The sequence below is a fragment of the Methylobacterium longum genome (assembly GCF_022179385.1).
GTDB classification, from domain to species: Bacteria; Pseudomonadota; Alphaproteobacteria; order Rhizobiales; family Beijerinckiaceae; genus Methylobacterium; species Methylobacterium longum.
In genome coordinates this window covers 88,224-101,373 of sequence record NZ_BPQS01000022.1, presented here as the reverse complement: position 1 = coordinate 101,373, position 13,150 = coordinate 88,224, and the positions used below count along the sequence as shown (strand labels likewise).

Genomic DNA, 13,150 nt, shown 5'->3' with positions numbered 1-13,150 from the left:
CTATCTTCACGGGCCGGAGGGGCCGCGCTGGTACACGTTCGACGCCCGGCACAACCGCCCGCGCATCGGCCGCATCGTCATGGCCCGCGGTCGCGACGCCACCGACTGCGCCATTTCGACCAATTTCGGCTACGCGCATCTGGCGCGGTTCGACGTCCACACCGACGAGGTGGAGTGAACGGCGCCGCCCCGGCACGGCCGAACCGGCCTGCGTATTCCTCCGTACAGCAAATTATCGGCTCGTGCGTGGAACTGCCAGCCTATGCTCACGCTTGTAATGGCAAAGGTTATTGCACAGGTAGGCCACTCATGAAGACCAGGGTCACCGCTCTCGCCGCGCTCCTCGGCGCCGCTGTTCTTGCCACGACGCCCGCCCTCGCGGCCTCGTCGTACGATCCCTTCGGAACGGACAACACCGACGAGTACTACTCCGATCAGGGTCAGTACGGTTACCAGGGCACGTACGCCCCCGGCTACGGCCAGGGCGTCCAGTCCGCGCCGCAGGCCCAGGTCCAGCCGATCCCCCGCGAGGTCGTGGCGTTCAACGCACCCTACGCCCCGGGCACGATCGTGGTCTCGACGGCCGAGCGCCGCCTCTACCTCGTGCTCGGCAACGGGCAGGCCCTGCGCTACGGCGTCGGAGTCGGCCGCCCGGGCTTCAGCTGGAGCGGCACCAACACCATCACGGCCAAGCGTGAGTGGCCGTCGTGGACGCCCCCGAAGGCCATGATCGCCCGCCGCCCCGACCTGCCGCGCTACATGGCCGGCGGCATCGAGAACCCCCTCGGCGCCCGCGCGATGTACATCGGCAGCACCGAATACCGCATCCACGGCTCGAACGAGCCGGATACGATCGGCCAGGCGGTCTCGTCGGGCTGCATCCGGATGACGAACGACGACGTCACCGACCTCTACGAGCGCGTGCGGGTCGGCGCCAAGGTCGTCGTCCTGAACTGAGCGGACGGCTCCGGCGCGCGGCGGACGCGCGCCTCCCCGGCGATCTCGGCCGCGCGATCCTCACCGGATCCGCGGCCGCTTGCGTCAGGGGACGACCTGACCGACCGCGGTCTGCGGCGGGCTGAACGAGGCGATCGGCAGATCACAGAAGCAGCGCACGCCGAGCGGCCGCGGCCCGGGGAGCGGACACGAGAACGGCTTCGGTCCGGAGATGCCCTGCTGGACGGCGTCGCAGTTGAAGCCGACCGGCTCGCGCTCAGTCCGCCGGGGCGGCCGACGGTAACCCCGCTCGTAGGCCGGCTCGTCGTAACCGGGCCGATCGACATATTGCGCCCGCGCAGCCGTGCCGGGCAGCGCGGCGGCGAGTGCCAGCACCGCGGCGCACAGGCGGAGCGGCTGGCCTTGGCCGGTCCGGCCGGAGACAGTAAGGCGCATCCGTAGACCCTTCACTCGGCGCGGATCATTCCCGTCCGCAGCGCGGATCTCGGGGGCAATACCGGCGAAAACGAGACGGCCCGCCCCCGGACGACCGGAGGCGGGCCGAAGCTTGGCCCCGTCGCGGATGGTCTCAGTGCGACGCGCGCTCGGCGGCATCCTGGGCGTTCTGGGCAGTCTGCTTGGCGGCGTCCTGGCCCTGCTCCATCGCCTTGCGGGCCTCGTCGGCACCCTGCTGCATCGCCGACTTGGCGCGCTCGGCACCCTGCTGCATCGCGCTCTGGGCGAGGCCGCTGAACTCCTTGGCCTGCGCCTGGATGGCGGCGAACTGGCTGCGGACGAACTCGGCCTGGTGCTGCATCGCCTCCTGCATGTCCTTGGCGCGGACCAGCTTCTGCGCCAGATCGAAGGCGGCGTTCACGTTCTGCTCGGCGTACTCGAAGCCGCGCGAGGAGACGTCGAGCGCGTTGGACCGCGCCACTTCGGCCGAGCCCTGAACGGTGTCGGCGGTGCGGCGGGCCGCGCCGATGAAGCTGTCGAAGGCCTTGCGGGCCTGCTCGACGCTCTTCTCGGCGAAGTCGCGCATCTCGGTCGGAACTTCGTAGTTCGGGGGGTTGGTCATGTCTCGTCTCCTCTCGTCTTGGTCTGTGGATGGCGCTTTGTGCGGTGCAAAATAACCGATTCGGCACCATATGCCACCCGCGCCGATGGCGGTAAGGTTGACATGACGTAAACGTGTGACGGTTGGTGCCAGAGTCCAGCGTCACGGCGTAAGGGAGTTTACAAAGACGCGTCGGTCGCGTGCGTTTTTCGGGCAGGTCGCCCCGGGCACAGGGATCGGACGTGGGATTGATTGGACGTGGGTTCGGACGTGGGTTCTCGAGGTCGCGGGCTTTGGAGACGACACTGACACCGACTGCCGGCGCGGCCGGGCCGGGGCTCGCCGCCGCGTTCGCGGCGTGGGCGCGGCTGCCGCACGTGACGGCGGCGCTCGAAAAGCCCGGGTCGATCCATCTGGTGATCGATCCCGGCGCAGGGCGCATTCTGCTCGCCTCCGAGGAGGCTCGTCCCCTCGCGCGGGCCCTGGCGGGCACCGGGCTCGCGGCGCTGTCCGCTCAGGTCGCGGCCGCCGCGCCGGGGGATGCCGCGCCGCGGCTCGCCCGCCTGCGCCTCGACCCGCGCCGTATCGCGCCGCCCGTGCTCTGCTGGCTTGCCAGCGGCCTTCAGGACGGCGGGGAGCCCGCGATCCTGGTGATCCCCACGGCACCGGTGGCGCTGCCGCGGGCGAGACCGGCACCCACGGACGGGGTGCGGACGCCCGAGACGCCGCCGACGCCGGCGTCCATCGGGGAGGCGCCGAAGCGGGTGGACCGCTTTCTCTGGCGCGTCGATGCTGCGGGAATCCTGACGACGCTCACGGGTCCGCACGGCCTGGCGGATCTGGTCGGCCATCCGGTGCACGCCCTCGCGGAGGTCGGCCGGATCGCCGGCGCGGACGGGGTTCTGGCGGCCCTGCGCGAGCGGCGCACCTTCCGCGGCGAGCGGGCGACCCTGACCGTCGACGCCGGCTCGTTCCAGGTCGAGTTGTCGGGCGCCCCGCTGGGGCGGGGCGATGCGGCCTTCTCGGGCTTCGGTGGATTCGGCCTGATCCGCAACGCGCCGTCGGCCCGCCCCGCGACGGGGTCGGTTCCCGTTCCCGAGATCGCACCACCCGCGCCGGTGCCTGAGCCCGCGCCCGCGCCAGAGTTCGCGCCGGTGCCTGAGCCCGCGCCGGTGCCTGAGCCCGCGCCGCCGCAGGGCACCGGAGACGCGAGCCCGGTCGACACGTCGCTGTCCACGGACGAGCACGCCGCTTTCCGCGAGATCGCGCGCGCACTCGGGGCGCGCTACGCGGGCGACGAGGTCGGAGCGGATGCGGAGGCCCCCCGGCCGGAGGGCGGCGCGATCATGCCGTTCCCAGGACCGCAGGCCGCCCCCCCCGAGATGCACCCTCCCGCGACCTCAGCGGCGGATGCGGGGATTTTTGCAGGATTGCCCGTGCCGGCGCTGGTTCATCGCGACGGTGTGATCCTCGCGGCGAACCGCCGGCTCCTGGAGCTGACTGGCCACGCCGATCCCGGGAGTCTGGTGGCGTCCGATCTCGCTGGTCTGTTCCCGGGTCTGTCGCAGGCGACGGGCGCGGATGCGGCCGCGCGCCGGACGACCCTCGCCGCCGCCGACGGAAGCGCTCGACCGGTGGAAGCACGCAACGGTCCGTGCCGGTGGGCGGATGCCCCCGCCGAATGCCTGATCGTGCGTCCGCTCGAAGAGGCCGACGCTGCCGACGCGTTGACGGCGGAACGTCTGGCTCGCGCGGCGCAGGCCGAGCGTACGGCCAGCGCCGAGGCCGCGTTGAACGCCCTCGAGACCGGCGTGGTCTCCCTCGACGGCGCCGGGCGCATCGTGGCCGTGAACCGGGCCGCGGCCGATCTGTTCTCCTGCGATCCGCGCGAGGTCGTCGGCGGCAGCTTCGTCGCCCTGTTCGATCGCGCGAGCGTGCTGACCGTCGCCGATCTCGTGCGCGGCGCCATCCGGGGGCCGCTGGCCGTGTCGCTCGCCGGGCGCGCCATCGCCCTCGACGTGAGGGCCGCGCGCGGCGACGGACGCCGGGTGGCCGTCCTCGACCGGCCATCCGCCCGTTCCAGGACCGTGGCCGGGGATTCCTCGGGACAGTCGGGCGCAGCCCTGGTCCGCCTCGACCGGGCATTCCGCGAGCCTCTGACCGGGATGATCGACTTGGCCGACGCGATGCTGAAGGAGCCGTTCGGCCCGCTGGGCGACCCCCGCTATCGCGGCTGTCTGGCCGAGATCAGGGCATCGGGCGAATCGATGCTCGAGCGCGTCGGGACGCTCCTCGATCTTGCCGCCGTGGAGGCCGGGTCCCTGCAGCTCGAACCGCGTGCCCTCGATCTCAACGACGTCGCGGCCGGCTGCGTCGCCCGGCTCCAGGCCGAGGCGGCGCGGGGACGCATCGTCGTGCGGACGAGCTTCTCGTCGGATCTGGCGGATCTCGAGGCCGACGAGCGCTCCGTCAGCCGCGCCGCATCCCTGGTGATCGAGCATGCCATCCGGCGCTCGACGGCCGGGGGCCAGATCATCGTGTCCACCGGCTCGACCGAGCAGGCGGCCATCGCCCTGCGGGTGCGCGACACGGGCGCCGGCGCGGGATCGCGGACCGTCGATCCCGCAGGGGAGGTCGAGGACAAACTGGCCCTGCCGCGCGCGCTCGTGGAAGCCAATGGCGGCCGTCTCGAATTGTCGGCCCGGGCCGAGGACGGAACGCTCGTCGAGATCATCATGCCGACGCGGAGGGCGGCGAACGGCTGAGGCCGGACCGGTCGGCCACCCTTCGGGGCGGCGGACGAATCGGAATCGCGCGAAGGTGTACGCGGATGGTGCGCGGCCGGCGGCGCGAAGAAGCGCCGCGGCGACCGCCCCCCGCGTCGACGCTCGCGCCCCCGCCATCCTGGGGCCGCCGGTCGGAATCCAAGATCCGGAGCCACCGGTCCATCGAGACCTTGCGCCGGCGGCGGCTCCCGATGCCAGGCTCGCCTGCCGCGCCCCGGAACGACGGCGTGGCTGATGAAACCGCCCGCGGTGTTGCCCGCAGCAGACCGAGCCCATCTCAGCCGGGCTCTCGCTGATGGTCTTCCACGCGAGGGGCCTGGACGGCCTGACGGCGCACGACCCGAAGATGGGGCCGCCACGGATCGGCCGTCCCACCGTCCCGCACCGCCCGAAGTGCAAGCGCAGCGGACCTCGGAGGACGACTCCATAACTCGCAAGGCTGGTTGACGCCGTTCCTCGCGCCCACCGCGCCGCTTCGGCACCTGAGGATGAAGGGGTTGGTTGGAGGACCGCGTCGCGCCGCCGCGGTCGTGCGTCGTGTACCGTGGGATACCCGCACGCTCGGGTTGACAGCGCACCGCCGAGGCTTCAATCACCCCTTACATTGTGCCCAATTTATTTAGTGATCTCGGAACACGCGTCGCCAAAAAGGCGATAATACCGCCGGCGTAGAATATAGGCTACATTACTTTGGAAGTCCTGGCAGCGCGGCGAAGGCCGCGATACGATCGGGCACCAAAACAGGGATGGGACGCCATGGAAGGCAAGGTCATCGAGGTGCAGACCGCTTGGCGTGAGGGCGCTCACGTCGACGATGCCAAGTATCGGCAGATGTACGAGGCGTCGGTAACCGACCCTGACGCTTTCTGGGGTGAGCACGGCAGGCGCATCGACTGGATGACGCCGTTCTCCAAGGTCAAGAATACCAGCTTCGAGCCTGGCAAGGTCTCGATCAAGTGGTTCGAGGACGGCACCACCAACGTCGCGTACAACTGCATCGACCGGCACCTGAAAACCCGGGGCGACCAGACCGCGATCATCTGGGAAGGCGACAACCCGGACGAGTCCAAGCACATCACCTACCGGGAGTTGCACGCGCAGGTCTGCCGGATGGCGAACGTCCTGCGCAACCGCGGCGTCGGAAAGGGCGACCGCGTCACGCTCTACATGCCGATGATCCCCGAGGCGGCCTACGCGATGCTGGCCTGCGCGCGGCTCGGCGCGATCCACGCCATCGTGTTCGGCGGCTTCTCCCCCGATTCCCTCGCCTCCCGCATCCAGGGCTGCACCTCGAAGGTGGTGATCACCGCCGACGAGGGCCTGCGCGGCGGCCGCAGGGTCCCGCTTAAGGCCAATGTCGACGAGGCGATCAAGCGTCTGGGCTCGGACCTCGTCGAGCACGTGATCGTCGTGCGCCGCACGGGCGGCAGCGTCGCCATGGAAGCCGGGCGCGACGTCTACTACGACGAGGCCGCCGCGCAGGTGACCGACGAGTGCCCCGCCGAGGCGGTGGAGGCCGAGCACCCGCTCTTCATCCTCTACACCTCGGGCTCGACGGGTCAGCCGAAGGGCGTGGTGCACACCACCGGCGGCTACCTCGTCTACGCCTCGATGACCCACCAGTACGTCTTCGATTACCGCGAAGGCGACGTGTACTGGTGCACCGCCGACGTCGGCTGGGTCACCGGCCACAGCTACATCGTCTACGGCCCGCTCGCGAACGGCGCGACCACGCTGATGTTCGAGGGCATCCCGACCTACCCGTCCACGTCGCGCTTCTGGGAGGTGGTCGACAAGCACAAGGTCAACATCTTCTACACGGCGCCCACCGCCATCCGCTCGCTGATGGGCGGCGGCGAGGGGCCGGTGAAGAAGACCTCGCGGCAGTCGCTGCGGGTGCTGGGCTCGGTCGGCGAGCCGATCAATCCGGAAGCCTGGGAGTGGTACTACAACGTCGTCGGCGACAGGCGCTGCTCGATCGTCGACACGTGGTGGCAGACCGAGACCGGCGGCATCCTGATCACGCCGCTCCCGGGCGCCACCGCCCTCAAGCCCGGATCGGCGACCCGGCCGTTCTTCGGGGTCAGCCCCGAGATGGTCGATGCCGAGGGCAAGGTCCTGCAGGGCGCCTGCGAGGGCAACCTCTGCATCGCCGATTCGTGGCCGGGCCAGATGCGCACCGTCTACGGCGACCACGAGCGCTTCGAGCAGACCTACTTCTCGACCTACCCGGGCAAGTATTTCACCGGCGACGGCGCCCGCCGCGACGCGGACGGCTATTACTGGATCACCGGCCGGGTCGACGACGTCATCAACGTCTCGGGTCACCGCATGGGCACCGCGGAGGTCGAATCCTCGCTGGTGGCGCATCCGAAGGTGGCCGAGGCCGCGGTCGTCGGCTACCCGCACAACGTCAAGGGCCAGGGCATCTACGCCTACGTGACGCTGAACGACGGCGAGGAGGGCGACGACGCCCTCCGCAAGGAGCTCGTGACCTGGGTCCGCAAGGACATCGGTCCGATCGCCTCGCCCGACCTGATCCAGTTCGCGCCCGGCCTGCCCAAGACCCGCTCGGGCAAGATCATGCGCCGGATCCTGCGCAAGATCGCCGAGGACGATTTCGGCTCGCTCGGCGACACCTCGACCCTCGCCGAGCCGGCCGTCGTCGAGGACCTGATCGAGAACCGGCAGAACCGGGCCTGATCGGCGCCGCGCCGCCGGATGCGGGGCGGCATCGGATCGAGGCGGGTGCCGGTGCGGCGCCCGTCTCCAACAAGAACCACGAAGTTTCAACGCGACGAACCGGAGGGCCGGAGTGCCCTCGCGGGAGGAACAGCCATGAGCGGCACGACACTCGACCTTCGAGGGCGCACGACGCCCCCGGGACAACGCAACCTTGGAACAGACGTCGATCCGCAGGTCGAGCGGATCGCCCGGACCCCGGAATTCCAGCAGCTCGTGTCGGAGCGCACCAAGTTCGGCTGGACCCTGACGATCCTGATGCTGATCGTCTATTTCGGCTTCATCGGCCTGATCGCCTTCGACAAGTCTCTCCTCGCCGTGAAGGTCGGCGGCACCGCCTCCCTCGGGCTGTTCGCGGGCGTGTTCGTGATCCTGTTCGCCTTCGCGCTCACCGGCATCTACGTGGCCCGGGCCAACACGCGCTTCGACGCGCTGAGCGACGCCCTCAAGCGGAGCGTCGCCCGATGAACCGCGTCCTCCTCGGCCTGACGCTCGCCACGATCGCGGCGAGCGCGGCTTACGCCGCCGGACCGGATCTCGGCGCCGTGCAGCAAGCGGCCACGAACTGGCCGGCTATCCTGATGTTCCTGTTCTTCGTGCTGCTGACGCTGGGCATCACCTACAAGGCGGCCAAGGGCACCAAGTCGGCCGCCGATTTCTACGCGGCGGGCGGCGGGATCTCGGCCGGAACGAACTCGCTGGCGATCGCGGGCGACTACATGTCGGCGGCCTCGTTCCTCGGCATCTCCGGCCTCGTCTACACATCGGGCTTCGACGGGCTGATCTACTCCACGGGCTTCCTGGTCGGCTGGCCGATCGTGCTGTTCCTGATCGCGGAGCGCCTGCGCAACCTCGGCAAGTTCACCTTCGCGGACGTGGCGAGCTTCCGCCTCGACCAGACCTCGATCCGGATCATCTCGGCCGTCGGCACCCTCGTGGTGGTCGCCTTCTACCTCATCGCCCAGATGGTCGGCGCGGGTAAGCTGATCCAGCTCCTGTTCGGCCTGCCCTACCTCTACGCGGTGATCATCGTCGGCGTGCTGATGATCGTCTACGTCGCCTTCGGCGGCATGAAGGCCACCACCTGGGTGCAGGTGATCAAGGCCTGCCTGCTGCTGGGCGGCGCGACCTTCATGGCCGGCGCGGTGCTGTTCAAGTACGGCTTCAATCCCGAGGCGCTGTTCGCCAACGCCGTGCAGGTCCACCCGAAGGGCGACGCCATCATGGCGCCGGGCGGCCTCGTGTCGAACCCGGTGGAGGCGATCTCGCTGGGCGTCGGCCTGATGTTCGGCACCGCCGGCCTGCCGCACATCCTGATGCGGTTCTTCACGGTCTCCGACGCGCAGGCCGCGCGCAAGTCGGTGTTCTACGCCACCGGCCTGATCGGCTACTTCTACATTCTGACCTTCATCATCGGCTTCGGCGGCATCGCCCTGCTGATGTCGGATCCGAGCTACTTCAAGCTCGGCCCGGCCGGCGCCTTCGACAAGCTGAAGGACATGATCGGCGGCACCAACATGGTGGCGGTGAACCTCGCCAACGCGGTGGGCGGCCCGTACTTCCTGGGCTTCATCTCCGCCGTGGCCTTCGCCACCATTTTGGCGGTGGTGGCCGGCCTGACGCTCGCGGGCGCCTCGGCCATCAGCCACGACCTCTACGCCCAGGTGATCGCCCGCGGGCGCACCACCGAGAAGCACGAGGTCAACCTGTCGAAGATCTCCGCCGTGGTGATCGGGATCGTGGCGATCTACCTCGGCTACGTCTTCGAGAACCAGAACGTCGCCTTCATGGTCGGTCTGGCCTTCGCGGTGGCGGCGAGCTGCAACTTCCCAGTCCTCGCCATGTCGATCCTGTGGCGGGGCACCACCACCTGGGGCGCGCTCGCCGGCGGCCTCGTCGGCCTGCTCACGGCGGTCATCATGGTGGTGCTGTCGAAGGCGGTCTGGGTGGCGACGCTGGGCAATCCCGCCCCGCTCTTCCCCTACGACAACCCGGCCCTGTTCTCGATGCCCCTCGCCTTCGCGACGATCTGGATCGTGTCGCTGATGGACCGGTCCCGCCGCGCCCAGCGCGAGCGGGCCGCCTTCGAGGCGCAATACGTGCGCTCCGAGACCGGCATCGGGGCATCCGGCGCGCACGCGCACTGACCGACCCGATCCATCGGAACGGCCCGGAGGGCGCGGCGCGAGCCGCGCCCTTCTTCGTTGCGGACCGCGCGGGACCGCCATCCGCAAGCAGCCATGTTGATGAGCCCGATCACGAACACTTTACCAATTGACCGCCGCCTGACTTCCGGTAACGCATAGGTGATCTGCGCATCGCGCAAAGCGAGCGAGAGCCGTTCATCAGCGTGTCCCCGGTTGAGACCGGGGACAAGTGGCGTTTGGGAGGATCGGGTCATGGCTGTGGCAACCGCGGCGGCGCGGACGGATGATGTCGCGAGGCCGATGAGTTCGGCCGAGAAGCGCGTGATCTTCGCATCGTCTCTCGGCACCGTGTTCGAGTGGTACGATTTCTATCTCTACGGCTCCCTGGCGGCGATCATCGGCGCGCAGTTCTTCTCCGCCTACCCGCCGGCCACGCGGGACATCTTCGCCCTCCTGGCCTTCGCGGCCGGCTTCATCGTCCGGCCCTTCGGCGCGCTGGTCTTCGGCCGGATCGGCGATCTCGTCGGGCGCAAGTACACCTTCCTCGTCACGATCCTGATCATGGGCCTGTCGACCTTCATCGTCGGCGTGCTGCCCAACGCGGCCACGATCGGGATCGCGGCCCCCATCATCCTGATCGTCCTGCGGCTCGCGCAGGGCCTCGCGCTCGGCGGCGAGTATGGCGGCGCGGCGACCTACGTGGCCGAGCACGCCCCGAACGGCCGGCGCGGCTTCTACACGAGCTGGATCCAGACCACCGCGACCCTCGGCCTGTTCCTGTCGCTGCTGGTGATCCTGGCGACCCGGAGCTTCACCGGTGAAGCGGCCTTCGCCGAGTGGGGCTGGCGCATCCCGTTCCTCGTCTCGGTGCTGCTGCTCGGCATCTCCGTGTGGATCCGCCTCCAGCTCTCCGAATCCCCGGCCTTCAAGAAGATGAAGGACGAGGGCAAGACCTCGAAGGCGCCGCTCACCGAAGCCTTCGGCGAGTGGCGGAACGCCAAGTTCGCGATCATCGCCCTGTTCGGCCTCGTCGCGGGCCAGGGCGTGGTCTGGTACACGGGCCAGTTCTACGCCCTGTTCTTCCTGCAATCGATTCTGAAGGTCGACGGCTACACGGCCAATCTCCTGATCGCGTGGTCGCTGCTCCTCGGCACCGGCTTCTTCGTGGTCTTTGGCTGGCTCTCGGATAAGATCGGCCGCAAGGTCATCATCCTGACCGGCTGCGCCATCGCGGCGGCGACGTTCTTCCCGCTCTTCCAGGGAATCACCTCGACGGCGAATCCGAAGCTGGAGGCGGCGATCGAGAACGTGAAGGTCACCGTGACGGCGGACCCGGCGAGCTGCGGCACGCTGTTCAACCCGGTCGGCACGCGCGTCTTCTCGGCGCCCTGCGACCTCGCCCGCGACTTCCTGTCGAAGTCGTCGGTGCGCTACGCCACCGCGCCGGGCGCCGCCGGCCAGCCCACCACGATCCGGGTCAACGACACCGAGATCCCATACCCGCAGGGCGGCAACGCGGAGGCCAACAAGGCCACCTCCGCGGCCCTTCAGGCGGCGGGCTATCCGAAGGCCGGCGATCCCGAGATCGTCAAGATGTCGAACCCGTTCGACATCTTCCGGCCGCAGGTCGCCAAGGTGATCGGCCTGCTCTTCGTCCTCGTGCTGTTCGTCACCATGGTCTACGGCCCGATCGCCGCCATGCTGGTCGAACTGTTCCCGACGCGAATCCGCTACACCTCGATGTCGCTGCCCTACCACATCGGCAATGGCTGGTTCGGCGGCCTGCTGCCGGCGACCGCCTTCGCCATGGTGGCCCAGACCGGCGACATCTATTACGGGCTCTGGTATCCGATCGTCATCGCGGTCGCGACCGTGATCATCGGTCTCATCTTCGTGCCCGAGACCAAGGACCGCGATATCTTCGCGGACACCTGAGCGGCGCCGCGCGTTCCAGGCGATCTCCGGTTCCAGGCGCCCAGGCCGCACACGCGGCCTGGGCGTCGCCGTTCATGGCCGGGCGCGGGCGACACGCGACAAGGCCGGTACGCTTGGTACCGGCCGAGGCCGGCCCATCCCGCGCGCCGCGGGGCACGATCCATACGGTACCAGCCAGGGGCCGGTCACGCGGTCCCATCCCCCCTCATCCTGTCGAGCCCGTTCGACGCCGCCGCTGTGCTTCGGCACCTCAGAGGGCGACCGTCGATCGAACAGCCGATCCACGTCGTCGGCGACCTGCGTCGGGCCTCGTGCGCGTCGGCTCGCCGTTGGCTATCGCGATGATCGCGAGAATGATCGAATGATACCGATTTTCGGAACCGGCATTGAGCAAATTCAAACCCGAATAAAGATCACACGTGTTTGATCGTAGTCATGTTCCCGGCAGTATGTCGTCGATCATCGAAGCCAGATCTACTCCGGATGCGGTCTGGGAAGGATCGATCTGAGCACCAAAAACCACTGTTCGCACCTTAAGGCCCTTGACCAGGGGAACCAGAATGGGCTCTCGGCCGTATAGGGCTGCCTTTCGATAGGAACTCAGGATTTGAACGTGCGCGATGCTACGGCGAACCTGCGGCGCAAAGCCGGATCTCGGCCACCACTTGCATTTGTGCTCGGCTGGTTTGCGGCCACGATCGCCATCTGGTTCGCCATCAACACCGAGGCTGGACGGCTCGTCTGGTGGTGGTGACGGCGGGCGACGTCAGTTGTGTTCCTGGAAATCGTTGCAATAGGCGCCCAGCAGGTAGCCGGATTGATGGGCGGCGAGGTATCCGAGCGTGATCAGAACATGAAGGAGATCGAGCCCATAGACACTGGCGAAGATCGTCAGCGCAGTTAACATGATGACGCACGACGTCATCAACAGGATGACGGCGGTGAAAACACGACCGATCAGCCATCCGACCCCGAACAACATCGCAGCGACCAGCATTTCACGACCTGGTGTCTATAATTTTAGTAGTCTTGTGCACATTGACTCGACCGACTCCGTAAACATGCCGGCACGGGAATGAAATAGCAAGCCTTCGGGCCCGATCCTCACGGTCTGACCGGGCGCGTCGAACAACGATATTGAATTCGCATCGGAGACGTCGTCGTACCCTTCGATAATGCAATTCCGTTTATCTCCAATTTCGCGCCTGCCTGAAGCTCAATACTCGGTAAGCGGGAGGCCGGTTGCGGCGGTTGAGATCCGGCGACCCGATCCCGACGATTCGTGAACGCGCCGCCCCGACGGGCATCCGATCACGCCGGCCAGTCGTGCAATCCCGGTGATCGAGGTCCGTCACGCTGCTGTGGACGAGACTTGACCGGGAGCACTGCCCGAGGCTGCCTCGAGCCCCCGGTCCCTTGGAGGCCGGGCGCACGGCACGGCCTGCCCAGCCGGCGGGAGCGGTGCCACGGCCCCCTGTCCGGCTCGGGCTTGCGGCATCACACGCCGTCCTGCCGCTCCGGCATGGGCGCGGGAATCCCGTGGGCGC

10 protein-coding genes and 1 pseudogene are annotated in these 13,150 nt (G+C 68.6%); 8 read left to right on the top strand and 3 right to left on the bottom strand.

Translation table 11 applies throughout. The features are described from left to right. Both MFF58_RS18925 and MFF58_RS18920 read left to right on the top strand, forming a co-directional pair. Window positions 1-178, top strand: a pseudogene (locus tag MFF58_RS18925) (transglutaminase family protein); the annotation flags it as partial. 131 nt (window positions 179-309) lie between these two features. After that, the gene (locus MFF58_RS18920; protein ID WP_238290374.1) at window positions 310-957 is read left to right on the top strand and encodes a L,D-transpeptidase; all 648 of its coding nucleotides are present in this window, start codon (window positions 310-312) and stop codon (window positions 955-957) included. Window positions 958-1,041: 84 nt separating this feature from the next. On the opposite strand, the gene MFF58_RS18915 is transcribed toward MFF58_RS18920, so the two are convergent. Together MFF58_RS18915 and MFF58_RS18910 are read right to left on the bottom strand one after the other, a co-directional pair. After that, window positions 1,042-1,392, bottom strand: coding sequence for a hypothetical protein (locus tag MFF58_RS18915; RefSeq protein ID WP_238290373.1), 351 nt, complete (start codon window positions 1,390-1,392; stop codon window positions 1,042-1,044). A gap of 133 nt (window positions 1,393-1,525) precedes the next feature. Further along, window positions 1,526-2,014, bottom strand: a complete 489-nt coding sequence (locus MFF58_RS18910; protein WP_238290372.1) for a phasin — start codon at window positions 2,012-2,014, stop codon at window positions 1,526-1,528. A gap of 272 nt (window positions 2,015-2,286) precedes the next feature. On the opposite strand from MFF58_RS18910, the gene MFF58_RS18905 reads away from it, so the two are divergent. The 6 genes from MFF58_RS18905 to MFF58_RS18880 all read left to right on the top strand — a co-directional run bounded on the left by MFF58_RS18905 (window position 2,287) and on the right by MFF58_RS18880 (window position 12,357). Next, window positions 2,287-4,758, top strand: a complete 2,472-nt coding sequence (locus tag MFF58_RS18905) for a PAS domain-containing sensor histidine kinase (RefSeq protein WP_238290371.1) — start codon at window positions 2,287-2,289, stop codon at window positions 4,756-4,758. Between the two features lie 777 nt (window positions 4,759-5,535). Then, window positions 5,536-7,482 (top strand): acetate--CoA ligase, encoded by a 1,947-nt coding sequence (gene acs, locus MFF58_RS18900; RefSeq protein WP_238290370.1) that lies wholly within the window; start codon window positions 5,536-5,538, stop codon window positions 7,480-7,482. Between the two features lie 135 nt (window positions 7,483-7,617). Next, complete coding sequence (locus MFF58_RS18895) at window positions 7,618-7,989, top strand: DUF485 domain-containing protein (protein ID WP_238290369.1); 372 nt, start codon at window positions 7,618-7,620, stop codon at window positions 7,987-7,989. Next, entirely contained in the window at window positions 7,986-9,668 is a 1,683-nt protein-coding gene (locus MFF58_RS18890; RefSeq protein ID WP_238290368.1) for a cation acetate symporter, read from the top strand. Before MFF58_RS18895 ends, MFF58_RS18890 begins: the two co-directional genes overlap by 4 nt. Window positions 9,669-9,920: 252 nt before the next feature. Continuing rightward, the gene (locus tag MFF58_RS18885) at window positions 9,921-11,603 is read left to right on the top strand and encodes an MFS transporter (RefSeq protein WP_373323360.1); all 1,683 of its coding nucleotides are present in this window, start codon (window positions 9,921-9,923) and stop codon (window positions 11,601-11,603) included. 607 nt (window positions 11,604-12,210) lie between these two features. After that, a complete protein-coding gene (locus MFF58_RS18880) occupies window positions 12,211-12,357 on the top strand; it encodes a hypothetical protein (RefSeq protein WP_238290367.1) in 147 nt (48 codons plus the stop codon). 12 nt (window positions 12,358-12,369) lie between these two features. On the opposite strand, the gene MFF58_RS18875 is transcribed toward MFF58_RS18880, so the two are convergent. Continuing rightward, on the bottom strand, window positions 12,370-12,600 hold the full coding sequence (locus MFF58_RS18875; RefSeq protein ID WP_238290365.1) for a hypothetical protein: 231 nt from the start codon (window positions 12,598-12,600) through the stop codon (window positions 12,370-12,372). Window positions 12,601-13,150: the final 550 nt, after the last annotated feature.